Source organism: Streptomyces sp. NPDC050549 (genome assembly GCF_040655035.1).
Lineage (GTDB): Bacteria > Actinomycetota > Actinomycetes > Streptomycetales > Streptomycetaceae > Streptomyces.
Genome location: NZ_JBFAJD010000061.1, coordinates 1 through 26,642 on the forward strand (window position 1 = coordinate 1; position 26,642 = coordinate 26,642).

A 26,642-nucleotide genomic window follows, 5' to 3' on the forward strand; every position below is an offset into this window, starting at 1 on the left:
CGTTCTCTCATGCCCGCGACCGCACCCGAACCTCCGTCCAGATGATCACCCGCGCCGCATTACCTCGAACGAGATCCGGTTTGCCACAACGCACTCAGACACCGCACGGCCGCCAGGCATCGGTCGGCGGCCGTCTGCCCGGCTTCGAACTGTCCCCGCAGGACGGAATCCAGGACCAGAATGCCGTCAACCGCCTGTACGTTGACGGCCGAGCCGAGTCGCAGGGCGTCCTGCCGGGCTGTATGCAGCTCAGTGGTGTCGCCTTCAGTGAGCCAGTTCTCCGCCCCGATCCGAGTCGCCGCGTACATGCGGCGCAGCGGCAGATGGTGGCGCTCCGCCAGGGCGTGAGCCTGCTCCAGCATGGCGTACGCCTGACCGGGATCGTACTGAAAGCCCACGACAGCCAGTACCTCCAAGGCCTGGCAGGCGATCGTCGGCAGGTCGTGCCGCTCGGCTGCTTCCAACGCGGCACGGGCCAGCGTCTCGGCCTGTTTGGCGCGGTTCGTGCCTGGTGTGTCCAGGACCAGGTGGGCAGCCGTGATATCGATGGCCGCGAGCGTGGCGTTGTCGGGCTCCGAGTGGAGCAGGGTCCTTGCCCGCGCGATGTGTCGGTTGCCGTCTGCCCAGCGGCCCGCGGTGTGCGCCAGTTTGGCGACCTGGGTGTGTAGCGCAGCGAGCCGTATGGTGGATGTGTTGGTTCCACCGAGGGTGTGCAGGTGCTCGGCGAGGTCGAAGGCGCGGGCGAAGTCGCCCGCTTCGGTGAGTGCGGAGAGCAACAACTCCTGAGCCTCGGCCCGGGTGTTGATGTCTGTCGTGTCGGCCAGTGCCTGCTCAGCGCGGGCAAGAAGGACAGCTGCGGAGCCGATCGAACCTGCCGCCAGGTCTCGCCGGCCTGCTTCCAGGAAGAGCCGCCCGGCCTCGGTGAAGTCACCGGCTTCGGCGCGCATTTGTCCCATGAAGGGGCACCACTCGTTCGGCAGTTCGGGATGTAGGGCCTCTACCGCATCTGCGGCGCGCCTGGCCATCTCCGATCGCTGGCCGGGCGTCAGCTGGCTGAGCAGCGCGTCCACCGTGAGCGAGTGGCGGAACGCGTACCAGTCCGGGACCGGCTGGTCGGAGACGATGAGCCGGGCAGCGATGCCCGCGTGGAGATGGCTGAGCAGGTCCGGGCTGGTGATGCCGGTCATCCGCTGCAGCACGGTCAGCGGGAAGCGCCGCCCGAGGAGCGCGGCGGCGGACAGCAGCACCAGGCTTTTCGGCCCCAGCCGGTCGACGCGTCGCAGGACGCCCCGGAACAGGCTTGTCGGGGTGAAGCTCCCCAGATCGCCCAGTACGCGCCAGCCGTTGTCGCCCTGGACGAGCAGCCCGCAGTTGACCATGGACTGTAGCAATTCCTCGGCAATCGACGGGTTACCAGCACTGACGTCCCACAATCGGTCGACCACCGCCTGCGGCAACTGGCAGGGCTCCACGTCAAGGAGGGCGGCAGCCATGTCCCGCACTTGGGGACGGGTGAGCGGGGACAGTTCGATGACGTTGGCTGTACGGCGACGGCGGGCAGAGTCGGCCAGTTCCAGGACGTCACTGATTTCCGTACCGATGGTGACGAGCAGCAGCACCGGCATGTGCTCCAGGTTGTCCACCATGTACTCGACCACTGCGAGTGTTTCGGAGTCGGCGTCGTGCAGGTCCTCCAGGACCAGCACGAGGCCTCGGTCCTTGGCCGCTGCCATGAACAGCCTCAGCAGCGCCTCGCCCAGGATGACCGTGGAACTGCTCTCACGACCCGCAGCGCGGCAATCTCCCGTGTCCCAATCTGGTACGAGTCGGCCGAGTGCCGACTGGTAAGGGCCGAGTGCGGAGCTGCCCACAGCCTCGCCACTGCGGAACAGGGACATGAGCGCCTCGGCGAGGGGCCGGAAGGGCACCGCCGGCCCGGTCGCACTGCTCCGGCCGCGGAGTACCCGCATCTCGGAGTCCGAGGCCATGTCTACCGCCTCGGCAACCAGCCGCGACTTGCCAATCCCCACCTCGCCCACCAGGAAAAGGCATCCGCCCCGTCCCTCTCTCGCGCCGGAAAGCGCCTGCTCAAGGTACAACCGGTGGGATTCGCGCCCGACCATGTGAGGTTTCGAGGCTCTCATATCTTTTGCCCTTACCGAGATTGGCTGAAATCCAGCACACCGCGACAACCAGCGCGTTCGACGGCGCTGACTGGAGCGGCCTTGAGCTCGACGTATGGACTGACACCGATGACGAGTTGCAGCTCGGAAACAAATACAAATAGGTCTCTTCTTCGCACCAGCAGGGTCGTCGCCACGACGTCACTTCGCTGCGGACCATGGTCACGGGAGGAGCGCGGTCCATCACGGAACTGCGTGATTCCGACTGCTGGCCGCTCCTGACGCGCAATCCCGACTGGAGGTGAATCCGGTTTCGGGCGATACTTCGCGGGGTGATCAAGAAAGAGCTGGAGACTTCGGCCGGCCCGTCGGCCCCGGCCCGGCAGAGGCACGGAGCGGCGACGGCAGGCGTCGGCTCCTTCAAGGAGCGCGACCTCGCCCTGATCGACGCCTTGCAGCTGCAGCCGCGTGCCGCATGGGCCACGATCGGAGCGGCGCTCGGGATCAGCGGTTCGGCCGCTGCCCGCCAGTGGGAGCGGCTGACGACAGTCGGCATGGCGTGGGTGACCGCCTACCCGGTGTTCGACAGCATCATGATCGGCCTCATCGAGGTCGACTGCCGGCCCGGCGACGCCGCCGAGACGGCACAGCGGCTGTCCGAACTCGGCTGGGCGTTCAGCGTTTACCACGTGACGGGCAGTTGCGACCTGATCGTGATCGTCAGCGCCTTGGATCTGACCAGTCTCACGGACGCGGTGACACACGACATCGGTGCGCTGCCGGGAGTAACCGGTGCCCGGTTTCGGCTGGTCACCGGGATGTACCGGGAGGGCAGAGAGTGGCAGGCGGGGAGCCTGGAACCACGGCAGAAGGCCTCACTCGACGTCACCTCCGGCCGTGGCCGTGCCACCGTGGCCGATCCGTTCGAGGCCGACCTCCCGCTGCTGGCCGTGCTCAGCCCGGACGGCCGCGCCTCCTACGCGAGTATGGCGAGCGCGCTCGGCGTCGCGGAACACACCGTGCGCCGGCGGATCCGCGAACTGGTCGACGCCGGCGTCCTGGTGTTCCGGTGCGACTTCGCACACGAGCTGGCAGGCTGGCCGGTCACCATGACGTTCCGCGCCCAGGTGCCGGCCGCACAGCTGGACCGGGTGGGTCACGAACTGAGCAGCATGCCCGAGGTACGCCTGTGCGTCGCCGTGACCGGCGAGGCCAACCTGTTCGTGCTGGCCTGGCTGCGCTCCGTCGCGGATGGCCGGGCTCTCGAAACCACACTGGAGAATCGTTTCCCGGACCTGCGGGTGGTCGACCGTGCGGTGACGCTTCGCGTGTTCAAGCGCATGGGCCGACTGCTGGACGACCACGGCCGCGCCACCGGCTTCGTCCCCATTGCCACCCGAATGCCGCAGGCGGTGAAATCGGAGAACGCGCCCCAATAGCGCCGGGCGACAGCCGAACACGATTGCCGAGCAGGCCGGACCCATCGCGTCACCGAGCTGGCCTACCAGCCCGACTACCAAACTCAGTTCGCGCTGCCGGCGTGTTCAAATTCTGTGTGATGAGTGGCGACCCAGGGCCCCGCGGCCCCGATGACGGACGCGAGGCGTAGTTCACGAAAAATTAACCTTTTATTCGCCTTTCAGTCGGCCGCACTTAGGGCTGGATATCAAACCGGGGTGGGCTGATTCGCTACGGACTTGGCCTTTCATAGCAACCTCGACTGCAAGCGAGAAAGCGGCCCCTATATTCTTTGGGGCTCTACCCACGTCTCGTACTTCAGCACCCCGCCAGTTAGGCGGGGGACGCGCGAGCTCCCCTGTCCGGCCGCGCGTGCAAGCACGAAGGAATGCAGTTGCTCCTGCCGTGACATGCGGGCGTGCGCAGCCAGATGTGCCCTCGGCTCAGGGCTGTCTCCCTGCGCTGCCACCGTTCGAGCCGGTTGATCAGTGGCTACATGCACCCGATAAGGCGGGTGCGCAGCCTCTCGCTTTGAAATATGGGGGACGGGCCCCGATGTGCCGCTTCCCCGGGAATCCGCAGTATCAGTGCAGAGCCCCCGCCACTCCTGACTCAAGCGGCCGGGTAGGTGACCTTGGAGGACCCGTGGGACCTGTATCCGGCAAAGTCCGCGCACTCAAAGAAGTCAATAACCACATGGGCGATACCTGACCCAAGGCTGTCCCGGCTGCTCGCCCACGGCGGACGAGTAGACGGAGTTCTCAGTCCTGCACCACCTCGGAGCCCTTGGCCGGCGCACACTGACGGCTCATCTAAAGCCAGCATTGTTGCGGCGAATGGGGCTTTGAGGGGGAACCTCCGAGTAAACGGCCTGCGCCGTCCCGATTATTGACGAACTGTCAGCAATCGTGCGCCAGGACGCCCTTTGCACTGCCGTAATGGGCTGCGTTGGCCAATGGACTGGGCGAATTTCGCGAAGCTGGCCTGGGTGTCTCCTGTGGCATCGGCAGAGGCCAGATCTTTCGTTCCCGAATCGAAGATCGTCGAGGCATTGCTCAACGAAATACTCGAACTCGCGCCTACGACCCCTGCCATGTCCGCAGAAAGGGCAGCACCGTGACCATCGCACCCCCCTCCCTGACCGACCCGCTGAACCTGACCGCCATACGTTCACAGGTCGAAACACTCCTGGCCGACTTTCTGCGACAGAAGGCAACCGCCTCAACCGCTCAGGGCATGCCATCCGACGCCCTGGCACCCCTCGCGGACTTCTTCGCAGCCGGCGGCAAGCGCCTGCGCCCGGCCCTGTGTGTGCTCGGCTGGCACGCCGCAGGCGGTCGGACCCCTGCACCGTGCGAGATCGTGCAGGTGGCGGCCGCCCTGGAGATGTTTCACGCCTTCGCACTGATCCATGACGACGTGATGGACGACTCCGACACCCGCCGAGGCGCTCCCACCCTCCACCGTGCCCTGGCTGATCGGTATGCGGACGACCGCCCTCGCGCCCTCACTGACCGACTCGGTGCCGGTGCGGCAATCCTGATAGGCGATCTCGCGCTGTCCTGGTCGGACGAACTGATCCACACTGCTGGGCTGCGCCACGATCAACTCGCCCGAATTCTTCCGGTACTCGACATGATGCGCACCGAGGTGATGTACGGCCAGTATCTCGACGTGACCGCTACTGGTCAGCCCACAGCGGACATCGAGCGTGCTCAGACGATCATTCGCTACAAGACCGCGAAATACACCATCGAACGGCCCCTGCACCTCGGTGCCGAACTCGCTGGTGCCTCCACCGACGTGATCGACGCACTCACCGCTTACGCCGTGCCACTGGGCGAGGCCTTCCAGCTGCGCGATGACCTCCTCGGCGCCTTCGGAGATCCTGCCGTTACCGGCAAATCCAGCACGGAGGATCTGCGCGAGGGCAAACCTACGGTCCTCGTCGGTCTCGCCCTGCGTGACGGCACCCCTGACCAAGCCGACGTGCTGCGCCGGCTGCTCGGCCACCCGGACCTTACCGAGGCCCAGGCCGCCCAGATCCGTGCCGTCCTCACCGGCACCGGCGCCCGTGCCCAGGTCGAGGACATGATCGCCCAGCGCCGGGAAAGAGTTCTCGCCCTTCTCGACACAAACACAGTGCTCGACGCGACGGCTGTGTTCCACCTGCGTCAACTCGCGGACAGCGCCACTCGGAGGACCTCATGAGCGGTCCGAACAAGCAGGTCTTCCTTGCCGCGCTGCACACCCTTGGCGCCCGCGTCGCACGAGCCGTGCAAGCGGCCGAACGTGCGCCCGGGGAAGCGCGGAACCGATGAAGGAAACAGCTGCGATGAACCGTTTTCGGGCTGCGGTGCTCGATATCGATCACACACTCACCACCGAGGATTCCATTTCTCTGGTCAACCGCGAACTCGGAGTCGACACCGAGGAGTTCTTCAACCTGGGTCGCTCCGCCTTGTCCGGCCGTGTCTCAGCCAGGGCCAGCCAGCACCTGATGCGGGAAATGTGGGAGAGATCAGGCCGCGCCACTCACGCGCACCTGACCACCCTGTTCGAGAGCGTCCCTCTGCGCCCAGACGCGGCAGCGTTCGTGGCCGATCTGCAACAGCGCGGCATGCCCGTATGCCTCATCACCAGCTCGGCAAATCTGTTTGCCGCTGTCACTGCGGCACGCCTGGGACTCACGGAGCACTACGCCAACCTTCAACTGTCCTTCGACCATGAGGGCAGACTGACCGATCTGACGGCGAATCTGGATGCAGCCGGCCTCAAGGAACAACAGCTCCTCGCCTTCTGCGACCGCCATCAAGTCGCCCCCCACGAGATCCTCGCGGTCGGCGACGGGGACAACGACAAGGGCCTGTTCGCCGTGACCGGCAACGGGGTCCTGATGGCCAACGACAGCAACGCCCACCTGGCCCCGTCAGCTTGGCGGTCGGCGACCACCCTCCGTGAAGTCACCGAACTTCTGGCCTCCCTGAATTCCTTCCCGGACGAGCGCCACCGGACCGGTGGTCCGGTACCCGCAACTTCGTAGGCCCCTCCACCCGAACATCGTCACTGGGAGACTGACATGAGCACCCACCATTCCGACGTGCTGGCACATGAGGACCATCAGAGTGCACCGGCTCATCCCACCGCCCTGTTCGACCGTGCCCAAAAAATTCTGGACGACCTGGGGAAGAGCCCGGTCGCCTCCAGCGCCTACACCACTGCGGTGGCGGCACGGCTGCGGAAGGACGGAGAACTCTTGTTCCCGGCCGCCCGTCAATGGCTGCTGGGCCATCAGCTCCCGGACGGCTCCTGGGGCGGCGTCATCAAGATGCCCTATGACCGGACGCTCAGCACGCTCGCCGCCGTAGTCGCTCTCGCAGGCGAAAGCGGTCCAGGCGGCCCAAGGGTGCAGCAGGCCGTCGACAACGGGTGCCGCTATCTACGCGAATACGGCGGCGAATGGCGCCATCACTACGCGGAGACCTGCGCATTCGAAACCATCGTCCCTCAGTTGCTCGCCGAGGCACGCACACTGGGCCTGCAGCTTCCCTACCAGGATTTCGCCGACCTGGAGGAAGCCAGGGCAGCCAAGCTGCGCCTCATTCCCCTTGAGCGGCTCGTCAGCGAACCGACCAGCCTGCTGTTCTCCCTGGAAGGCGTTCCGCAGCTTCCTGACATAGCTCCGCAGCTGACCCGCTTCCTTTCCCCGAACGGGACGATGGGCAACTCGATTGCTTCCACCGCTGCCTACTACTCGGCCACCGGGAATCCGCAGTCACTCCAGTTCCTCCAGAGTGTGCAAGCTGAAGACGGCAGCTTCCCGGAGTTCCATCCCGCGGAACTCCTGGAGAAGCTGTGGGTGTTGCACCATCTGCATCGAGCACGCCTTCTGCGCGACCCCAGCCAGTACGTGACATGGCTGCGTGAGGTACTCGGAGAGACGGGACTGGTGGCCTTCAGCCCATCGTTCCCCGCACCCGACTCGGACAACTCGTCCATGTCCCTGGTGCTCCTGCACGGGTTCGCCCCGGCGTACGACTCGAGCAAGCAGCTCCACGGCCTCCTCGCCTTCGAGAACCCGACGAACTTCGCCGACTACCCCTACGCGCGCCAGACTTCACTGACGCCCAACGCGCGAGTCCTCCAGGCACTACTGAAGCAGCCCGACCGATACCGGCCGCAAATCGACAAGGTCCTGCAGTACGTTCTCGGCGAGCAGCACGCTGACGGCAAGTGGTGCGACTACTGGAACGTGTCTCCCCACTACGGCACCGCGCACGTCGCGTTCTCACTCACCACACCAGGCCTGTCACGCAGCATCATCGCGGAGCCCTTGAACAAGGCCTACCAGTGGCTCATGCGCAGCCAGCACCGCAGTGGAGTGTGGGGCTTCGGCGACGGCACACCCGAGGAGACGGCCTATGCCGTCCTGACCCTTGACGCGATGGCGGACGCCGGTATGCCCGTCGACCACCGTGTTTGGAACAACGCGGCGGTGTACCTCCGCGAGCACCTGGACGACCCCTCCCACCCGTCGCTCTGGATCGGCAAAGCCCTTTACAGCCCGAACCTCATCGTGAGGTCGGGATGGCTGGCCGCATACGCCATCGCACTCGCCAGGGCGGCGGAAAATGCAGCTGACAACGTCTCGACCTTGCTCGACGACGTCCGTGCTCACGTTCAGCCGACGCTGCGTGGTGCCGGCAGTGCGCCGGAGTCGCAGAGGCAGGACCCCCGATGAAAATCCTGACTCCTCGGAGCCTGGATATGGCCGCGACAGCGCGCGTCGCCTCGGGATCCGGCCGGGCCCACGCGAAAGCCATCCTGCTCGGTGAACACGCTGTCCTGTACGGCTCGCCGGCTCTCGCCATTCCGGTGCCGCGATTGACGGTGACCGCACACGCCACGCGGTTCGCCGAGCCAGGTGCGACCACATTCTGGGTGAACGGCCCGACCGGGGCCACTCCCTATACGTGCGACGGACTGCAGAAGATAGCCGACGGGTTGGCAGGCGGAGGTGACGGCCGGCGGGTTGAGGTGCTGCTGCAGTGCGAGATCCCGGCAGGCAGGGGACTCGGTTCAAGTGCCGCGTGTGCACGGGCGGCCGTGCTCGCACTGGCGGACCTGCTCAACCGCGATCTCGACCCCCGCGAGGTGTACGAGTTGATTCAGGTCGCTGAGAACGTCGCACACGGGCGGGCAAGCGGCGTGGACGCGCTGACCACGGGAGCTGTCGCACCGTTGCTCTTCGAGAACGGCACCGCCGAACAGGTACGCATCGGGTTCGACGGTCTGTTCGTGATCGCGGACAGCGGCACGGCGGGACGTACCAAGGACGCGGTCCGTCTGGTGCGTGACGCCTTCGAACAACAGCCCGGCGCGCGCGAGCGGTTCGTGGGCACGGTTTCCGAGCTGGTCCGCTCGGCTGTACGAGACCTCGCGGACGGCGACGCGATCGCTTTGGGCAGGTCGATGTCCGAGTGTCACGTCGCGCTGCGCGAGCTGGGACTCAGCACCGTGTTGATCGACGCGATGGTTGAGGCCGCCGCGTCGGCGGGAGCACTCGGCGCCAAGATCAGCGGAGGCGGGCTCGGTGGCTGCGTCCTCGCGTTGGTGGACAGACAGGAAGACGCCCGGGGTGTGAGCCGGGCGCTGTGCGAAGCGGGCGCGGTGCGCACATGGACCGTACCGGTCGGGAGGTATGCCCGCCATGGCAGGTGATGCGCAGGCGACAGCGGTCGCTCATGTCAACGTCGCCCTGGTCAAGTACTGGGGCAAGCGGGACGCGGAGCTGGTTCTGCCGTGCACCGGCAGTCTGTCGATGACCCTCGACGCCTTCTGGACCACCACCACGGTCCGCTTCTGTGCCGAGGCGGGCGACGACCAGGTCACGCTGGACGGCGTGGTGGTGAGCGGTGAACCGCGGCGACGGGTCACCGAGTTCCTCGACCTGGTCCGCTCCCGGACAGGTCGTACCGGCAAAGCCGTGGTGGACAGTGCGAACACGGTGCCGACCGGTGCTGGGCTGGCATCGTCGTCCAGCGGGTTCGCCGCGCTGGCGCTGGCGGCGTCGTCGGCAAGCGGGCTGGACCTGGACGCGACCGCGTTGTCGCGGCTGGCCCGGCGAGGGTCCGGGTCTGCGTCGAGGTCGGTCTTCGGCGGTTTCGCGCTCTGGCACGCAGGACACGACGACGCGAGTTCCTACGCGGAGCCGGTGCCGTCGGCCGGATTCGAGCCAGTGATGGTGGTCGCTCTGGTCGATACCGGCCACAAGTCGGTGAACAGCCGGGATGCCATGCAGCGCACGGTCGAGACCTCGCCGCTGTACCGGGCTTGGGCCGATTCCGCCGCGGTTGATCTGACACAGATGCGGGCGGCGGTGGCGCGCGGAGATCTCGACGCCGTCGGTGAGATCGCCGAGCGCAACGCGCTGGGGATGCACGCCACGATGCTGGCGGCGCGTCCAGCTGTCCGGTACCTCGCGCCCGCGACGGTCGCCGCACTCGACAGCGTGCTCGAACTGCGACGTGCCGGTGTGTCCGCCTACGCCACCATGGACGCCGGGCCGAACGTCAAGGTCCTCTGCCACCGCGCGGACGCGGACGCGGTCGCCGAGGCGGTCAGGACATCGGCCGGCTGCCCGACCGCGGTGGCCGGCGTCGGTCCTGCCGCCCGGCTGGTGGTGAAGCCATGACCAGGACCGTCGTCCGGCGCGCGCCGGGAAAGCTGTTCGTCGTCGGTGAGTACGCGGTGCTGGAAGCCGGGTCACCCGCCGTTCTGGCCGCGGTCGACCGGGAGGTCACCGTCAGCGTCACGCCGGCCGACGACGATCTGGTGATCGTGTCTGACCTGGCGGACCAGCCGGTGCGGCTGTCGCGCACGGCGAACGGATTCCTGGCGGACGTCGGTCCGCGCCAGGTGGTGGCCGCGGTCGAGGTGGTGGCCGCGCTGCTGACCGAATGGGACCTCCCCGTGCCCAGGGTCCAACTGTCGATCCACAGCGGACTGCACGACGATGGCGTGAAGTTCGGACTCGGTTCCAGCGGTGCGGTCACGGTCGCGACGATCGGCGCGATGCTCGCGTACTGCGGGGTGTCGCTCCGCGCCGAGGAGCGGTTCCGTCTCGCCTTGCTGGCGACAGCCCTGCTCGATGCGCGCGCTTCCGGCGGTGATCTGGCGGCGAGCACCTGGGGCGGTTGGATCCTCTACCGCGCACCGGACCGCACCGCCGTGCTCGATCTCGCCCGCCGCAAGGGTCTCAGGGAGGCACTGCAGGCACCGTGGCCGGGGTTCGAGGTGCGGCGGCTCCCCCCACCGCGTGAACTCACGGTCGCGGTCGGCTGGACCGGACAACCAGCATCCACTTCGGACAAACTATCCAGCGGCACGGTCCAGAACTGGCGCGGCAGTGCCGCACACCGTGAGTTCGTGCGCCGCAGCAGTGCCTGCGTAGACGCGGTGGCTGACGCACTGGAACACGGCAATGACCTCCTGGTGATCAAAGAGATCCGACGGGCAAGGCAGCTGCTGGCGCACGCCGACAGCCAAGGGAATCTCGGCATCTTCACGCATGGCCTCACCGCGCTGTGCGACGCGGCCGAGGCGGTGGGCGGAGCCGCGAAACCTTCGGGCGCAGGCGGCGGCGACTGTGGAATCGCCCTGCTCGAACGAGACCCGCGCGCCGTCAACCGCCTGCGCAACCGATGGCTCACCGCAGGAGTGGTGCTGTTGCCCATCCACACCGCCGAATCAGAAAGGACACACGCAGGTGATCAGTGACCGCAAGGACGATCACGTCCGGCTCGCCGTCGAGCACCACCAGTCCGGTGGCCGCAACGAGTTCGACGACGTGACGTTCATCCATCACGCACTGGCCGGGATCGACCGGGCAGATGTCTCCCTGAACACCCGGTTCGCGGACATCGATTGGGGAGTTCCGCTCTACATCAACGCGATGACCGGAGGAAGTGACAGAACCGGCGACATCAACCGGGACCTGGCCATCGCCGCGCGGGAGACCGGCGTTCCTCTCGCGAGCGGTTCGATGAGCCCGTTCCTCAAGGACGTGTCCACCGCGAACACCTTCAGCGTACTGCGCGACCAGAACCCGGACGGGTTCGTCATCGCCAACGTCAACGCGACTACAACCGTCGCGCAGGCCCAGCGGGCAGTCGACCTGCTGCGGGCCGACGCACTGCAGATCCACCTCAACACCGTCCAGGAAACCGTGATGCCGGAAGGCGACCGGTCGTTCGCGGCGTGGGGACCGAGGATCGAGGAGATCGTCGCAGGCGTCGACGTCCCCGTGTTCGTCAAGGAAGTCGGCTTCGGGCTCAGCAGGGAGACCGTACGGCGCCTGAGCAAGTTCGGGGTGAGCGTCGCGGACGTCGGCGGCCGCGGCGGCACCAACTTCGCGCGTATCGAGAACAGCCGGCGCGCAGGCGGTGACTACGCCTTCGCCGACGGCTGGGGCCAGTCCACACCGGCCTGCCTGCTGGACGCTTCCGACGTCGGGTTGCCGCTGTTCGCCTCCGGCGGCGTGCGGCATCCCCTCGACGTCGTACGAGGGCTGACGCTCGGCGCGAGCGCGGTCGGCGTCGCCGGCACGTTCCTGAAGACAGTGCTCGACGGCGGCCCGAACGCGCTGATCACCCAGATCACGACGTGGCTGGACCAGATCGAGTCGATCATGACCATGCTCGGCGCACGGACCCCCGCCGATCTTTCCCACTGCGAAGTGCGCATCCGCGGCGACCTGCGCGAGTTCTGCACCGATCGCGGCATCGACGTCTACCGCTTCGCGCGACCTTTCCTCCCCGTGCCGTAGAACAGGAAAAGCACCATGACCGATGAAGACACGATCGCCGGCGTCCCGATGAGATGGGTGGGGCCGCTGCGTATCACGGGCAACGTCGCCCACGTTGAGACGCAAGTCCCACTCGCCACCTATGAGTCACCGCTGTGGCCCTCGGTCGGGCGAGGCGCCCGGATCTCCCGGTCGACGCCGGAAGGGATCGTCGCGACGCTGGTCGACGAGCGGATGACCCGCTCCGTTCTCGTGGAGGCCGCCGACGCACAGACCGCGCTCAGCGCGGCCAGGCGGATCGACATGCAGTTCGCCGAGCTGCGCGACGTCGTACGTTCGTGCAGCCGTTTCGCCGACCTGGTCGCCATCCGCCACGAGATCACGGCAAACCTGCTGTTCCTGCGGTTCGAGTTCACCACCGGAGACGCCTCCGGGCACAACATGGCGACGCTGGCGGCCGATCAGCTCCTCTCCCACCTTCTCAAGACCGTGCCCGGTATCACCTACGGGTCGATCTCGGCCAACTACTGCACCGACAAGAAGGCAACCGCGATCAACGGCATCCTCGGCCGGGGCAAGAACGTGGTCACGGAGTTGACGGTGCCGCGCGACGTCGTGGAGCACCAGCTGCACACCACCGCCGCGAAGATCGCTCAACTCAACCTGCGAAAGAACCTGATCGGCACGCTGCTGGCAGGCGGCATCCGGTCGGCGAACGCGCACTACGCGAACATGCTGCTGGGGTTCTACCTGGCGACCGGGCAGGACGCGGCCAACATCGTCGAGGGATCGCAGGGCGTCACCGTGGCCGAGGACCGCGACGGCGATCTCTACTTCTCCTGCACCATCCCGAACCTCATCGTCGGAACCGTCGGCAACGGCAAAGAACTGCCGTTCGTCGACACCAACCTGACCCGGCTGGGCTGCCGAGAGGCGCGGGAACCCGGTGAGAACGCGCGCAGGCTCGCCGTGCTCGCGGCAGCCACCGTGCTGTGCGGCGAGCTCTCCCTCATGGCCGCTCAGACAAACCCCGGAGAGCTGATGCGCGCCCACCTCCACCTGGAACGCTCGCACGAAAAGATAGGAAGCCCCTCATGACCGCGAACACGCCCATCGGAATTCACGACCTGTCCTTCGCCACGACAGAGTTCGTACTGCCGCACACCGAACTCGCCGCACACACGGGCGCCGACATCGGCAAGTACCACCTCGGCATCGGACAGCGGGCCATGAGCATCGCCGCCGCGGACGAAGACATCGTCACCATGGCGGCGACCGCAGCGGCACCCCTGGTGGAGCGCTGGGGTACGGATCGGATCCGGACGGTGGTGCTGGCCACCGAGACGTCGATCGACCAGTCCAAGGCGGCAGGCATCTACGTCCACTCCCTGCTGAACCTGCCCACATCCACCAGGGTCGTCGAGCTGAAACAAGCCTGCTACTCAGGTACCGCGGCACTGCAGTTCGCCATCGGCCTGGTCCACCGCGACCCCTCGCAGCAGGTCCTCGTGATCGCCAGCGACGTATCGCGCTACGAGCTCGACAGCCCCGGCGAGGCCACGCAGGGTGCGGCGGCAGTGGCCATGCTGGTCAGCGCGAACCCCGCGCTGATCCGCATCGAACCACAGTCCGGCCTGTACACCGCCGACGTCATGGACTTCTGGCGTCCCAACTACCGCAACACCGCGCTCGTCGCCGGCCAGGAGTCCATCGACGCATACCTGCAGGCCCTGGCGGGTGTCTGGAAGGACTACACGGAGCAGGGTGGCAGGCCACTGCACGAGTTCGGCGCGTTCTGCTACCACCAGCCGTTCACCAAGATGGCCTTCAAGGCCCACCGGCACCTGTTCAGCACCACGGGATACGACCTCGACGAGAACGAGATGTCGGCGATGCTCCGGCTGACGACCGCCTACAACGAGGTCGTGGGCAACTCCTACACAGCATCGATGTACCTGGCGCTCGCCTCGCTGCTCGACCACGCGGGCGACCTCTCCGAGCAGGCGATCGCCTTCGCCAGCTACGGATCCGGCTGCGTCGCCGAGTTCTTCGGCGGCACCGTCGTCCCTGGATACCGGGAGCATCTGCGCACCGGCGCACATCGCTCGGTCGTCGAACGCCGGCAGTCGATCGACTATGCCACCTATCGCACGTTGCATCAGCGGTCGCTGTCGGAGGACGGCGGAGACCACACGACGCTGAGGCAGACCACCGGCCCGTTCCGCTTCGCCGGCCTGTCCGGACACAAGCGTCTCTACGAACGCAGCTGACCCGCTGCCCTCAACTCCGACCGTTCCGAGAAAGGCGATGAGTACCATGCGCCACCCCATCGGCATTATCGCGACCGGAAGCTACCTGCCTGCCCGCTCGGTGAGCAATACCGAAGTCGGTGCGCAAACCGGGGTCACCGACGAGTGGATCACGCGCAAGACCATGATCCATGCCCGGCGGCACGCGGCACCGCACGAAGCGACGTCGGACCTGGCGGCCGCAGCCGCACGAGCCGCACTGACCCAGGCATGCATCACCCCGGACCAGGTGTCCTTCATCGTGGTGGCGACCTCCACCCCCGACCACCCTCAACCCGCTACCGCCAGCATCGTCCAGCACCTGCTCGGCGCCTCCAACGCGGCGGCGTTCGACGTGAACTCCGTCTGCAGCGGCTTCGTCTTCGCTCTGTCCGTCGCGAACGGGCTGCTGCAGGACCAGCCAGACCGGTACGCCCTCGTCATCGGTGCTGACATCTACTCGCGCATACTCGACCGCTCCGACCGGAAAACCGCGATCCTGTTCGGTGACGGAGCGGGCGCCGTACTGCTGGGCCGCGTGGCGGCGACCCAAGGGGTGCTGGGCACGCGGCTCACCACGCGAGGAGACCAGCACTCGCTGATCAGTGTTCCCGCCGGAGGCAGCAGAACGCCAGCGTCATCCGCCACCGTCGCCAACGGGCAGCACTACTTCACGATGAACGGCCGCGGGGTGCGCGACTTCGTCGAGAACAGCCTCAGCCAGGAGGTGCAAGCACTGCTGGAGGACACCTCGGTAGCACCGCAGGACGTCCAACATTTCGTGCCGCATCAGGCCAACGGCACGATGCTCAGCGATGTGTGGCCCACACTCGGGCTGCACGGTGCCACATGCCACCTCACGCTCGAGCACTACGGCAACACCGGCGCCGCCTCCGTCCCCATCACGTTGGACCTGGTGCACCGTAGGAGATTGCTCGCCGAGAACGACCTCGTCCTGCTGTGCGGGTTCGGCGGCGGTATGTCGGTCGGGTCATCCCTGCTCGCATGGGCACCCACCCGGTACGCCGCAAGGGCCGTGGTGCGTACCTCTGTGGCTGCGTAACTCCCGACGAGCTCTGGACCACTCTCGGCGGAGGGCCGCAGACAGGGACGTCAGCTGAGAGTCTGCCGGCCCGTGAATGTCGGTGAGTTCCCGCGAGCACCTGGATGGCCCGTCCCATCCGTCACTTTGCTGGGCGAAGCCCTCACCTCATAGCGCGACCGGCCTGGTCGGCCGGATACGCCACTGCCCGTACCGGGGTTGACGGGAAGTGCAGCTGAAGCTTCCCCCATGACCTCTGACCTCGATTCGTGTCCCACACGGCGCCAAGGAGTACTGCCATGACTGATGTCCACAAGACCGAGCCCCTGTCCTACCCGCTGTCACCCCCGGCTGCGCTGGAGCCCCCCACCGAGTGGATGGAGTTGCGTAGGAGGTGCCCAGTGGCTCACGTGGCACTGCCCAGTGGCGATGAGGCCACTCTGCTCACCCGGTACGAGGACGTCAGGACGGCACTCTCCGATCCGCGGTTGAGTCGCGACGGGATGGCCGGTCCCGACGCGGCTCGGATCGCAGCAGGTGACGACAACATCTTCAACAGTCCCATGCAGAGGACACTGAACGCCGAGGGCAACAAGCGGTGGCGCCAGATGGTCAACAAGTGGTTCACGGCCAAGCGGATGGCTGCGTTGCGACCGCAGATCGAGGCGACGGCCGAACGGCTCATCGACACGATGCTGGAGCATGGACAGCCGGCGGACCTGGTGACGCATCTGGCCTTCCCGCTGCCCATGCTGGTGATCTGCGACATGCTCGGAGTACCGGAGCGCGACCGAGACATGGTCAAGCAGTGGTCCGACATCTTCCTCAACCTGACGAAGTACACCCGTGAGGAGATGGGGGCCGCACACCAGAACTTCGCCTCGTACATGTCCGAAATCGTGGCCAGCAAGCGCGTCGAGCCGGGTGAGGACCTGCTCAGCCTTCTCATCGGCAGTGCGGACGACGAGGGCCGGCCGATGTCAGAGGCCGGACTGGTAGCCACCGGTCAGGTGTTGCTGCTCGCGGGTCACGAGACCACCGCCGGCTTCACAGCGATGATGGTGGCCCACCTGCTGTCCGATCGGCGGCGCTGGGAGCGGTTGCTGGCCGATCCTTCGCTGATCCGCCCGGCGGTGGAGGAGGTACTGCGCTTCGACCCCAACAGCTTCGGCTTCGGCATGCTCCGTTACGTGCACGAGGACATCGAGTTCTCCGGTGGTGTGGTGCCGCGCGGTAGCACGGTGGTGTGCAACCTGGCTTCGGCCAACCGTGATGAGAACGTGTTCGAGGGCGCGGGCGACATGGACCTGATGCGCAGCCGGAATCGTCACCTGGCCTTCGGCGCGGGACCGCACTCCTGCGTCGGGCAGCCGCTGGCCCGCACCGAGTTGCAGGCTGTGCTCACCGTGCTGCTGCGCCGACTTCCCACTCTCGACCTCGCCATCAGAACCGAGGAACTGCAGCGGGTCGAAGGGCTCCTGACCAGCCCCCTGCGCGAGCTTCCGGTCACATGGTGAGGAACCCAGCCAAGGCGCCCGCACCGAGCAGGTCACGAAAACCCCACGCCTGCTATGCCCGGCGGAGACCCGCGTACCCGGGCTGACGTGGACCCTGGAAAACGGGTCGCCTACCGCGCTCTTAGCCCTCGCAGCATGTGAATCGACCCGAAGAAAGAAACGGTTTGCGAGGGGCTCCGGAGGCCGATGGCTCGTCGGAAGTCGCGGTCGAAGACTCGACAGCGCCCAGGTGTGATGTGAGGTCTCAGGACTCGGTTGACACTTCTAACTCATCAGATCCTTGACAGGCTCAAGACTTACTGGACATTGGCAGCCGAGGTTCGATGCCGGTTTGAAGGAACTGGTGGGAGCGTTGTGGTGGACGGGATCAGGGCCCGTCTGAGTCGTCCGCGTTCGGATCTTCCATCGCCGGGGTAGGTCTGCGTCGCAGAAGACGCAGACGAAGTGGCCTTCTCGCACGATGTTGTGCTCCTGGCAGGTGGGACATCGACGGAAGACCACTGCGTGTGTGAAGAAGTTCGGGTGGTCGAGCTCGGCTTGGTCCAGTGCCTGTGCGACCGCCAGCCATGAGGCAACATCCGGGCAGTAGCCGGTCGACTGGTTGCTGACCTCGTTCACCGCCCAGTGTCCGGCGTCGCGGTAGAAGCTGACTTCGCCAGCACACAGCACCCGATCGCCGCTCGCGCAGGCGACGTGTTCGCTGCGGCGCGGGGCCAGCCGCAGAGCATCGTCCGTGCCGACGACGAAGGTGAAGGGCTCTTCCAGTTCCTCGGCGGACCGGGCTGCCACCCAGTCCGCGAAGTCGGCGGCTGTGCGGATGGTGGCACCACCGTCCGCTGCCTTGACGGCAGCGATCACGTGGTCCGGCCCGACATAGCGGTAGCCCCGTCCCGACGCGCTCATGTCGGTCAACGTAGAACACGCGGTCTTGGCGTGCTCAGAGTTTCGGTGCGTGGATCTTTGCTCTGAACCGGGTGACTGGGTGCTGGGTTTTGCGCGGGTGAAGTGAGAGGTCAGCGCCGTTCAAGGTGATGCGGAAGTAGGTGTCCTCAACGTGGACGGTGACGATCTCTCCGGCGTAGGTGCGGCCGACGCGTAGCCGTTGGCGGGCGACCATGATGACGCCGTCGGCGGGGACCTTGCGCTCGACATGGACTGCCCCGGCTGCGGGTGCGGGTAGTTCGCTGGTGACGACTCTGGCGCCGCGAAGCCCGGTTCGTTGTTCGGCGTCGATCGGTGCGGGCAGGGTCTTGGCGAGAACGCCGTCGTGCACGACGTGCATCAGGTGCCCGTCCAGACGCAACGTCACGCGCTGGCTGGCGAGTTCGTATCCAACTGTCACTTTGGTATTGCCGATGCTGGTAACACCGCTCAGGTCGATCTTCCGGTCAACCTCGATCACCGTGCCGGGCTCCAGGTGACCCAGCCGGCCCGCGGCCGGGGCCGCCGGTGGAGGTCCTGCCCGGACGGCCCCGCGCATCGAGAGCTCGTGCAGGTTGCCGGCGTCGAGACACGACGCAACGCTCCTGACCAGCTCGCCGTCGATGACGATGTGGACCGTGTGCTCGTCGGCCCACATCCGTGCGCGGCGCCCCGCATGTTCCTTGCCGAGCCTGACCCGCTGAACGCGGGGCAGCACGCCGGCCCAGCCACTGGCTGCGACGACCGTCTCGAACTCCATCGCCGGCGCCGAGACCGGAATCAGCATGGCGACCGGCGCCGCAGGCTCGATCTCGATGGACGCTTCCCCGGCGGGGGCCGGAATGGCGACCACTGTCGGTTCCGGCGGCGGGTTCGGCCGGAACCGGCTGGCGGGGGTGGCCATGTCGAGGGCCTGGTGGGGCCTGGCCGTGTTGTAGGTGTGCACCCAGGCATCGACCGCGGCCTGGGCCGCGGGCAGATCGGCGAACGGGCCGGAGACGTCCAGCAGTTCACGGCGCAGGGTCTGATGCCACCTCTCGATCTTCCCTGTCGTAGTCGGTGAGTACGGTCTGATCAGCTTGGCGGTGACGCCGTTCTCCCGGCAGACGCGCTCGAACAGCACCTCGGCGGGCCGGGGCTTCGTGAAGCGCCCGGTGAACTGCTTGCCGTTGTCGGTGAGGACCTCGGCCGGAACCCCGTAGGTCCGCATCGCGCGCACGAACCCGTCTGCGACGGCCCGGCCGGACGGCACCGCCAGGACCGTGGAGACGACGACGAACCGGGAGTGATCGTCGATCCCGGTAAGCATCTTGCACTCGCGGCCGTCGGCCAGGAAGATCCCGCCGACCAGGTCCATCTGCCACAGGTGCATGGGCGTCTCGCGCTGCCACCGCTTGTACTTACGGCGGTGTTTCTGCTCCTGGCGCCGGATGAGCCCGTTGCGTACCAAGACCCGGTGGGCCGTCGCCCGCGATGGTGCAGCACCAGTGCCGGTCCGGGCCACCTCAAAGGCGATGCGGCGGGCACCCCAGCGGGGGTTCGCCCTGCGCATCTCACACACCAGAGCCTCCACCTCGGAGGGAAGCCGGGTCGGGCTGGTGCGCGGGCGCCGGGACTTCTCTCTCAGCCCTCCGAGCCCCTCGGCCTCGTGCTTCGACTTCCACGTGTAGACCGTCTGGCGTGACACGCCGTACCGGACGGCCACTTCGCTGACCGGCGAGCCGTCGAGCACTTCAAGCACCGCCCGGTACCGCTGCTCGACGAGCCATGCAGGGCCACGCTGCCCTGATTCATCCTCATTGTTCACAACGGTTCATGATCGAGGATCAGTTAAGACATCGTCAAGAATGTCCTGATACACCCATCAAGCCTCTCCCGAGACTCTTCTGTCATCTATCTCCTGAGGCCACACACCACACCAGGCCCCTTTCTGCGCGGCGGCCTGTGGGTGGCCACCGGAAAGTCCAGGTACGTGGCCGAGCGGGTCTCGACCCGTGGCCATATCGGCTCCCGGTGGACGGCCAACTCGTCACCGAGTGCAGTCGATTTCCCGGGACTCATTGAGGCAGAGAGCGCCACGGCGTGCGCTAGGCAGTACGCGCCCTCCTGGATGGGCGGGACTGACCACCGAGTCGGTCGGCAAGCGACGTCGCAACTCACGGTCTGCTCGTCGCCCCAGTTACAGTAAACGGCCTGCTCGTCGAGCCCCGGACGATTCTCGGGATCCGCGACCCCCACACCCTCGCCGTACGTTCAGCCCTCGCCCAGTTCCAGGGGGAAGCAGGCGACTGGGAACGGGCCGCCCGCGATCTGGCCGATATCGCCGACGAACGGCAGGCCACCCTTGGGGCCTGGCCACACGCACACCCTGGGCACGCGACGCCAGCTCGCCCTCGTCCTGGCACACAGCGGCGGTCGCGATGGCGCCCGCACACTCCTGTCCACTCTGCTGTCGGACATGACGTCCGATCTGGCCCCCGACCACCCACATCTGACCACTGCCAGGATCTCCCATGCCGCACTCCACTGACCTGGGGGGGCGGACGTACGAGACCGACTGACCCGGCACGTCAGCTCCGGGCATGGACGCGGGCTGCCCTTCTGGCGTGGACATCACGGAAACGCGACCAGGGCCAAATCAAGCGCTCAGTCACAAGCACCGCCCCAGCCCGTTCCATGCACCGGGGCTCAGTAGTCGACGTCGAGGTAGTCGATGTCGGTAAAGTCCACCAGCAGATCATGCGCGCGCCGGCCGCGGTCCTTGAAGTAGATCTCCTGGAGTCCTTCAGCCACGATGTCCTGGAGCTGTTGCTCGGCGGCTCCGGCGGCGTGCGCGTCGAAGAGCCGTGCGGCGTAGGCCGGGGGCAGGCCTTGGGTGATGGGCCGCAACCGCGGGTCGTCGGTGGTGCCCGGGGCCGCGGTGAATCCGAAGCGTGCCCGGGTGTCGATGACGATGCCGCCGGTCGTGGCGGCCTGCTTTTTCGCCCTCTCCCGCACGCGGGGCTGCCACCGTTTGCGGACCTCACCGGCGAGCCGGTCCGCGAGGTCGCGGCGGGGCTGCTTGAGCTGGCCGGCGAGGTAGCGCTCGACGGTGCGCTGGGTGACGCCGAGCAGGTCGGCTGCGGCCCTGGTGCCCTTGGTCTGCTTGACCAGGTACTGCATCTGCTTCTGGGCCGACTTCGGCAGGGGGCGGGTGACGTGTGCGGCGTCGGCCTTGTCGAGGCTGTCGGCGAGGATGCCCATCGGTGCCTACTCCCCTTCGTCCGGGCCGGAGACGGTGCCGGTCTTGATGTGCCGGGCGATGTTCATGTCCGGGCCGTGTTCCTCGAGCAGGCCCTCGGCCCACAGCACGCTCTGGGTGCCCTCGTGCTTGACCATCCCGGGTGAGACGCCGAGCCGGAAGCCTCCGGGCAGCGGCTTGCCGTCCTGGTAGGGCAGGAAGTCGAGGGGGGTGGGGCCGTCGGAGGCGTACACAGCGCAGTCGGAGAGGATCGCGACCGGATACAGGTCCGCATGGGTGGCGAGCTTGAGCATCTTGCGGTGCATGTTGGTGCGGGCGCTGGCGATGACAGCGGCGCGGATGTCGGGGCGCCAGGTCGGGCGGGCCAGGGCGGGCCACGCCTCGCCCGGCCGCCAGCCACCGCTGCGGGCCCGCTCGCGCAGTTTGCCGATACCGCCCTTGACGGTGGCCTTGATGGCGCTGAGCACCGCGGCAAGGACGGGATCGCTCTGCTGGTAGCCGGCCATCGCGGCCAGGAACTGTTCCTCCGGCATGCCCGGGGCGACGCCGAGATCGACCATGGTGGCGACGTAGGCGTCGCGCAGCCGGGTGTACCAGGCGTCCAGGTAGGGGCCGTGCTCATAGCGCAGGTAGGCCTCAATAGGGGTGACCGGGTAGCCGAGTTCGACGGCGTAGGCGACGGTGGGGGTCGCGTACCAGGCCGGCCCCTGGGGGCGTTCGCCGTGCGGGGTGAACGGGCTGGGCAGGCGCTCGTCGAAACTGATGTGGGAGAGGTCGACCAGCCAGGAGCCGGGCAGTTTCGCGTCGAAGACCGGGCGGTGGACGGGGACGGGGGCGGACAGGCCGACGGTCAGCCGGTTGGCGGCCGCGGCGAAGGCCATGTTGACGTCGATGCCGACGACGTAGGGCTTCATGCATTCCTCGTCCGTGAGTGGCCTCGCCCACTGGTAGGCCTCCTCGTCCAGCACCTGGTCGGGGGTGCGCTGGTGGAAGCGGGGATACAGGGCGGCGACAGCCGGATGCCCGTCGGGGGCCTCGGGCGGGGCGCACTCCACCGCTTCGCTCAGCGAGCCGGGCATGGCCCCGGACACCCAGTTGCCGGTGGCAGGGTCCTTGACCGCGCGGGTCGGCGGGCGCAGCGCGGTCATCAGTTCCAGTCCGGTGACGGCAGTGGAGCCGCACGGGGTGAGTACGCGGGTGGCGTACGTACCGAGCAGGCGGGCGAGTTCGGCCGGCTGCAGCTGGTGCGCACTCCCCCAGGAGCGGGTGTCGAGCGCACCCCAGGGGACGACGGCGAACTGCACACACTGGCGGCGTGTGCTGTCGGCCGTGCGGTAGACCCGCGCCCACGGGCCGAAACCCCGTTTCGTCAGCTTCCATTGCGTCGAGGCGAGTTGTTGCAGCGCCGGGTGGTCGTCGGGCAGGCGCAGGCCGCGCCGGTCCTCCAGCACGGGCGGCAGGCCAAGACGTTGGACGGCAGACACGGTCAGCACGATCAACGGGTCGGCGTCCTTGCCCGAGCGGTGCAGGCGGGCAGCGCCCAGCTGCGCCTCGCGCAGCGTCCACTCGACCAGCGTGGGGAGATCGGTGAGCGGGCAGTCGAGGACCAGGCCGCCGGTGCAGTACGCCGAGCCGTCACCATCGACAACGGCGAGCGGCCCGTTGGCGAAGCGCGCGTCCCCGGTAGCCAGGGCTGCCGGCTTCTCGATCGTCGGCCGGCGCGCCGTCACCGGCGGCCGAACCGGGGCTGCCTGGCCCCCGGCAGGCACGACGGGTGATGTGGGCGCTTGCGGCTGCGAGATGACCGTCGGGCTGGTGCCAGGTCCCGACGCCGAGCCGGAGAGCGACTCGGGGGCGGGGAAGCGGTCGGCGAGGCCGTCGAGAAGACGGATGTAGGCAGCCCGTCTGGGAGGGCGTGGCTCGGTGCGGCCCGCCTCCCAGCCGGTCACCGTCTCCCGCCGCACATCCAGCGCCTTCGCGACCTGGTCCTGACTCAGGCCTGCGGCTTCGCGCAGCCGTTTGCGTTCGGCGGGATCCGGCAGGGATTCCGCTGCCGCCTGCTCCAGCAGGGCGTCGACGGACGCGAAAAGCCCACTCTGCTCGTTGGGCACAAGAGCCACCTCCTTTCCCCACCCTACCCGAAACGAACATTGGATCGCACGCAAAACATACATAGCGCACCAGGGCTGGGTAGCCATCGGCGGCGTCCGGTGGTGGTCCTAGCGGCGAAACGAGTGCCCTCACTCAAGGCTGGCCAGCAGGCTTCCTTCTCGTGGACCGTGGGCGGACGGCCGTGCTCCTGGGTCTGGGTCGAAGCGGTCGACCGTCTTGATCAGGCCTATGGTGGCGACCTGTGTGAGGTCGTCCGGCGGCTTGCCGCGGCTGCGGAAACGGCGCGCGAGGTGCTCGACGAGCGGCAGGTGCATACGGACCAGCTTGTTGCACGGCTCCGCGTTGGCTGCGAAGAGCAGTACCCCGGGCAGTCCCTTCTTCGCGGGCCAGTATGTAGGCCGGTTCCATCCGGACAGGCTGCGGTAGGAGTCCCATACGCGCTGGGCCAGTGTGTCCCTCGGCGGAGGCGGCAGGGAAGGCTGCTGAGCCACGGCACGCGAGTGCATGCCGGCCGGCCGTGATCGGCATCGGTCTATGGGCCAACGACGTACAACGAGGCCGTTTCATGAACCGGCTGGGTTGTCTTGGGCCTCGCGTCGCAGCGGCCTGGTGTGCTGAACGCCGGCGCCGGGGCCGCACCTTATGCCGGCGTACGGGTCCAGCGCATGTCGAGTGCTTCGAGTGCGTCGAGTTGTTCGCGGGTCAGGTAGTAGGGCCGGAGTCGTTTGTCGGAGAGCCATTCCCCTAAGCGGAAGGAGCGGCCGCGGTCCCAGATGACGTGTCTGTAGGGGACATTGAGGTTCTGATTGGCCCGCCAGAAGGCGTGGGCGTAGCGCAGGCCGTGGGCGAAGGCGCGTTCGCTCTGGCTGCGGGGCGGTCGCAGCAGCAAGGCGAGGGGGTGGTGCAGTGGCAGCGCCCCGAGGAGATTGTGCTGGTCGCGGCTGAGGCTGGGCAGGGCCCGCAGTTGTTCATCGAGCCAGGACTCCAGCGGTGAGTCGTCCTGGTCGGGGGCGAGGTCGGGAAAGGTGAGTTCGCCGCGGCGGGCGGCGGCGAGGGCGCGTGCGTAGCTGCGCCGCCAGCGCCCGTCATCGTCCCAGCCGGCGTTCCACCAGGGGTTGATGTCGTTGAGGGCGCGCTGGTAGCAGTCGGGCAGTTGGCCCCGGCGGGCCTTCGTGCGGAAGGTGCTCATCCAACGGCCGATGCCGGTGCCGCCGAAGCGTTCCTCGCGGACGGGCACGAGGTGGCCGTGCCGGGCGTGGTAGGCACGGGCGATGTTCAAACGGTGTTCGATGCTGCTGCGGGGGTGTTCCCAGATCATGTCCAGAGCGTCGAGAGCCTCGATGCGTTCGGGTTTGAGACTGTGGTTCATGCGCAGGGAGCGCTGGTTGCCCAGCCACCACCCGAGGTAGAAGCGGTCGGGGCCGCAGTAGGTGCTGGGCACTTTGAGGTGGCCGTGCTTCTCGCGGTAGCGCCGGGCGCTTTCCAGGCCGAGTTCCCAGATGCTGTTGTGAGGGTCTTCGGCGTAGAGCCTGAGTAGGGGTACGAGTTCGTCGGCGCGTTCGGGGAGGGCGGCGGGGTGCAGGGGGTTGCTGCTGGAGTGGCGCAGGGCGTAGACGCGGTGGAAGACGTGCTCGTCGTAGAGCGAGAGGGCGAACAGGACCTGGTAGAGGGTGTGGAAAGGGGTGCCTTTGGCGGCATCGGCGAGGTCCTGGTCGGGGGCCTTGTAGATGGGGACGATGATGTGGGCGACCTTGGCCTGGCCGGGCAGCGGGCGCAGGGCGCGGCCGACGGCCTGGACGATCTGATAGGTGCTGGTCTTGGGGCTGGTGAACAGTACGGCGTCGATGGCGGGGACGTCGACGCCTTCGGTGAAGATCGCGCAGTTGGTCAGGACGGCCCGCAGCGGCTTCTTGTCGCTGGAGGTCAGGGATGCTTCTTTGAAGGCGTTGACGGCGGTGAGCCGCTCGTACCGGCTCTGTGCGCTGTTGACGGTGCCGACCTGGAGCGGGCCCTGCATCCGCTTGGGCATCAGGGCGGCCGTTTCCAAAAGGGTTTCGGCGAAGGCCTCGGCGACCTTGATGCGGGGGCAGAAGACAAGGACGCGCCGTAGATCGTGTTCGTGCATGGCGCGCAGCAGGGCGACTTGGGCGGCCGCCACGCGCAGGCCTTCGGAGTCGGCGGCGAGCATCGGGTTGCGGTTGAGGATGGCGCGCACGTCGGCGTCGTCCACGTCGACGGCGACGATGCGGTAGTCGGCGAGCAGGCCCTGGTCGATGGCGTCGGCCATAGAGAGGCGGAAGACGACCGGGCCGTAGAGGTTGAGGTCATCCATCGAGGCGACCTCGATGTCGACGGGGAGGTCCTGGCCCGGGATGGGCTGGAAGTTGCGGGGGGTGGCGGTGGTGAAGAGCCGGTGGTGGGCGAAGATCCGGTGGGCGTCCAGCAGTTGGGCCCAGGGCTTGTTGAGGTTGCCTGCCGAGCGGTGGGCCTCGTCGCAGACGAGGATGTCCCATGGCGGCGTGTGGAACAGCCGGTGGGCGTCGGCGATCTTTCCCAGCGAGTGATAGGTCGCGAAGACGTTGACCGGGCCGTCGGCCTGGGATATCTCGGCGGCCAGTGTGGCGGAATCGGTGACGGCGGTCAGGATGCCGCGCAGGGCCGGGCTCCTGGGCAGGTATTGGTCTCCGGACAGGGCCAGGTAGCGGCCGGGGCGGCCTTCTTTATGCCAGTAGAGGGCGGTCTGCTCGAGCAGTTCCAGGGTGGGCACGATCGTGACGGAGGTGCCTGTGGGCGCCATGCGGTTGACGATGTGCAGGGCGATGAGGGTCTTGCCGCTGGCGCAGGGGGCGTCGATGCGGGCGCGGGGGGCGCCGAGGACGAATTCGGTGATGCAGTTGTCGACCGCCTGCTGCTGGAAGGGGCGCAGCGGGGTGCGCAACGGGGGTAACTGGGCCATGACCGTGCTCCTTTCGGGCCGTGCAAGGCAGTCGGGATCCGTTTCGAGGGTGGAAGAGGGGCCTGACTGTCTGCGATGCACAGACGCCCGCGCTTCACTCGAACGGGTGATGGGGGCTTGTGCTCATGCACGGTCGGGACTGGGATACGGAAGTTTCGTCGCGCCCTGGGCCTGGTCG

Annotated in this window: 17 protein-coding genes and 2 pseudogenes; 12 read left to right on the plus strand and 7 right to left on the minus strand. The window is 67.3% G+C overall.

Annotated elements, in window-relative coordinates:
- Nucleotides 1-59 precede the first annotated feature (59 nt).
- Nucleotides 60-2,123 (minus strand): AAA family ATPase, encoded by a 2,064-nt coding sequence (locus AB0I51_RS44710; protein WP_362984648.1) that lies wholly within the window; start codon nt 2,121-2,123, stop codon nt 60-62.
- 332 nt (nt 2,124-2,455) lie between these two features.
- On the opposite strand from AB0I51_RS44710, the gene AB0I51_RS44715 reads away from it, so the two are divergent.
- From AB0I51_RS44715 to AB0I51_RS44770, 12 genes are all read left to right on the plus strand, one after another.
- Nucleotides 2,456-3,562: an Lrp/AsnC family transcriptional regulator gene (locus tag AB0I51_RS44715; RefSeq protein ID WP_362984650.1), complete on the plus strand. Its 1,107-nt coding sequence runs from the start codon at nt 2,456-2,458 to the stop codon at nt 3,560-3,562.
- A gap of 967 nt (nt 3,563-4,529) precedes the next feature.
- Complete coding sequence (locus AB0I51_RS44720) at nt 4,530-5,792, plus strand: polyprenyl synthetase family protein (protein ID WP_362984652.1); 1,263 nt, start codon at nt 4,530-4,532, stop codon at nt 5,790-5,792.
- 106 nt (nt 5,793-5,898) lie between these two features.
- Nucleotides 5,899-6,624: an HAD-IB family phosphatase gene (locus AB0I51_RS44725; protein ID WP_362984654.1), complete on the plus strand. Its 726-nt coding sequence runs from the start codon at nt 5,899-5,901 to the stop codon at nt 6,622-6,624.
- Between the two features lie 36 nt (nt 6,625-6,660).
- Entirely contained in the window at nt 6,661-8,322 is a 1,662-nt protein-coding gene (locus AB0I51_RS44730; RefSeq protein WP_362984656.1) for a prenyltransferase/squalene oxidase repeat-containing protein, read from the plus strand.
- Nucleotides 8,323-8,348: 26 nt separating this feature from the next.
- Complete coding sequence (gene mvk / locus AB0I51_RS44735) at nt 8,349-9,302, plus strand: mevalonate kinase (RefSeq protein WP_362984658.1); 954 nt, start codon at nt 8,349-8,351, stop codon at nt 9,300-9,302.
- Complete coding sequence (gene mvaD, locus AB0I51_RS44740; RefSeq protein ID WP_362984660.1) at nt 9,292-10,275, plus strand: diphosphomevalonate decarboxylase; 984 nt, start codon at nt 9,292-9,294, stop codon at nt 10,273-10,275. Before mvk ends, mvaD begins: the two co-directional genes overlap by 11 nt.
- Nucleotides 10,272-11,360, plus strand: coding sequence for a phosphomevalonate kinase (locus tag AB0I51_RS44745; protein ID WP_362984662.1), 1,089 nt, complete (start codon nt 10,272-10,274; stop codon nt 11,358-11,360). The genes mvaD and AB0I51_RS44745 overlap by 4 nt, the downstream gene beginning before the upstream one ends.
- On the plus strand, nt 11,350-12,408 hold the full coding sequence (gene fni, locus AB0I51_RS44750; protein ID WP_362984663.1) for a type 2 isopentenyl-diphosphate Delta-isomerase: 1,059 nt from the start codon (nt 11,350-11,352) through the stop codon (nt 12,406-12,408). Before AB0I51_RS44745 ends, fni begins: the two co-directional genes overlap by 11 nt.
- Nucleotides 12,409-12,423: 15 nt before the next feature.
- Entirely contained in the window at nt 12,424-13,485 is a 1,062-nt protein-coding gene (locus AB0I51_RS44755; RefSeq protein ID WP_362984665.1) for a hydroxymethylglutaryl-CoA reductase, read from the plus strand.
- Complete coding sequence (locus tag AB0I51_RS44760; protein ID WP_362984666.1) at nt 13,482-14,657, plus strand: hydroxymethylglutaryl-CoA synthase; 1,176 nt, start codon at nt 13,482-13,484, stop codon at nt 14,655-14,657. The genes AB0I51_RS44755 and AB0I51_RS44760 overlap by 4 nt, the downstream gene beginning before the upstream one ends.
- 46 nt (nt 14,658-14,703) lie before the next feature.
- Nucleotides 14,704-15,738, plus strand: a complete 1,035-nt coding sequence (locus AB0I51_RS44765; protein ID WP_362984668.1) for a ketoacyl-ACP synthase III — start codon at nt 14,704-14,706, stop codon at nt 15,736-15,738.
- Between the two features lie 278 nt (nt 15,739-16,016).
- Nucleotides 16,017-17,234, plus strand: coding sequence for a cytochrome P450 (locus tag AB0I51_RS44770; protein WP_362984670.1), 1,218 nt, complete (start codon nt 16,017-16,019; stop codon nt 17,232-17,234).
- 411 nt (nt 17,235-17,645) lie between these two features.
- On the opposite strand, the pseudogene AB0I51_RS44775 reads toward AB0I51_RS44770, so the two are convergent.
- The 6 genes and pseudogenes from AB0I51_RS44775 to AB0I51_RS44800 form a co-directional block, all read right to left on the minus strand.
- Nucleotides 17,646-18,137, minus strand: a pseudogene (locus AB0I51_RS44775) (hypothetical protein); the annotation flags it as partial.
- Between the two features lie 34 nt (nt 18,138-18,171).
- Nucleotides 18,172-19,962, minus strand: a complete 1,791-nt coding sequence (locus AB0I51_RS44780) for an IS481 family transposase (RefSeq protein WP_362984672.1) — start codon at nt 19,960-19,962, stop codon at nt 18,172-18,174.
- 881 nt (nt 19,963-20,843) lie between these two features.
- Nucleotides 20,844-21,398 (minus strand): XRE family transcriptional regulator, encoded by a 555-nt coding sequence (locus AB0I51_RS44785; protein ID WP_362984674.1) that lies wholly within the window; start codon nt 21,396-21,398, stop codon nt 20,844-20,846.
- A gap of 6 nt (nt 21,399-21,404) precedes the next feature.
- Complete coding sequence (locus AB0I51_RS44790) at nt 21,405-23,507, minus strand: helix-turn-helix domain-containing protein (RefSeq protein WP_362984676.1); 2,103 nt, start codon at nt 23,505-23,507, stop codon at nt 21,405-21,407.
- A gap of 129 nt (nt 23,508-23,636) precedes the next feature.
- Nucleotides 23,637-23,849, minus strand: a pseudogene (locus AB0I51_RS44795) (sigma factor); the annotation flags it as partial.
- 299 nt (nt 23,850-24,148) lie between these two features.
- Nucleotides 24,149-26,464 (minus strand): Helicase associated domain protein, encoded by a 2,316-nt coding sequence (locus AB0I51_RS44800; protein WP_362984678.1) that lies wholly within the window; start codon nt 26,462-26,464, stop codon nt 24,149-24,151.
- Nucleotides 26,465-26,642: the final 178 nt, after the last annotated feature.

Bases quoted from the DNA above. Each gene is read 5' to 3' on its own strand.
- AB0I51_RS44760 (WP_362984666.1), top strand. From the start codon at position 13,482: ATGACCGCGAACACGCCCATCGGAATTCACGACCTGTCCTTCGCCACG.
- AB0I51_RS44770 (WP_362984670.1), top strand. From the start codon at position 16,017: ATGACTGATGTCCACAAGACCGAGCCCCTGTCCTACCCGCTGTCACCC.
- AB0I51_RS44765 (WP_362984668.1), top strand. From the start codon at position 14,704: ATGCGCCACCCCATCGGCATTATCGCGACCGGAAGCTACCTGCCTGCC.
- AB0I51_RS44730 (WP_362984656.1), top strand. From the start codon at position 6,661: ATGAGCACCCACCATTCCGACGTGCTGGCACATGAGGACCATCAGAGT.
- mvk (WP_362984658.1), top strand. From the start codon at position 8,349: ATGGCCGCGACAGCGCGCGTCGCCTCGGGATCCGGCCGGGCCCACGCG.
- AB0I51_RS44745 (WP_362984662.1), top strand. From the start codon at position 10,272: ATGACCAGGACCGTCGTCCGGCGCGCGCCGGGAAAGCTGTTCGTCGTC.
- AB0I51_RS44785 (WP_362984674.1), bottom strand. From the start codon at position 21,398: ATGGGCATCCTCGCCGACAGCCTCGACAAGGCCGACGCCGCACACGTC.
- AB0I51_RS44755 (WP_362984665.1), top strand. From the start codon at position 12,424: ATGACCGATGAAGACACGATCGCCGGCGTCCCGATGAGATGGGTGGGG.
- AB0I51_RS44800 (WP_362984678.1), bottom strand. From the start codon at position 26,464: ATGGCCCAGTTACCCCCGTTGCGCACCCCGCTGCGCCCCTTCCAGCAG.
- mvaD (WP_362984660.1), top strand. From the start codon at position 9,292: ATGGCAGGTGATGCGCAGGCGACAGCGGTCGCTCATGTCAACGTCGCC.
- AB0I51_RS44710 (WP_362984648.1), bottom strand. From the start codon at position 2,123: ATGGTCGGGCGCGAATCCCACCGGTTGTACCTTGAGCAGGCGCTTTCC.
- AB0I51_RS44725 (WP_362984654.1), top strand. From the start codon at position 5,899: ATGAAGGAAACAGCTGCGATGAACCGTTTTCGGGCTGCGGTGCTCGAT.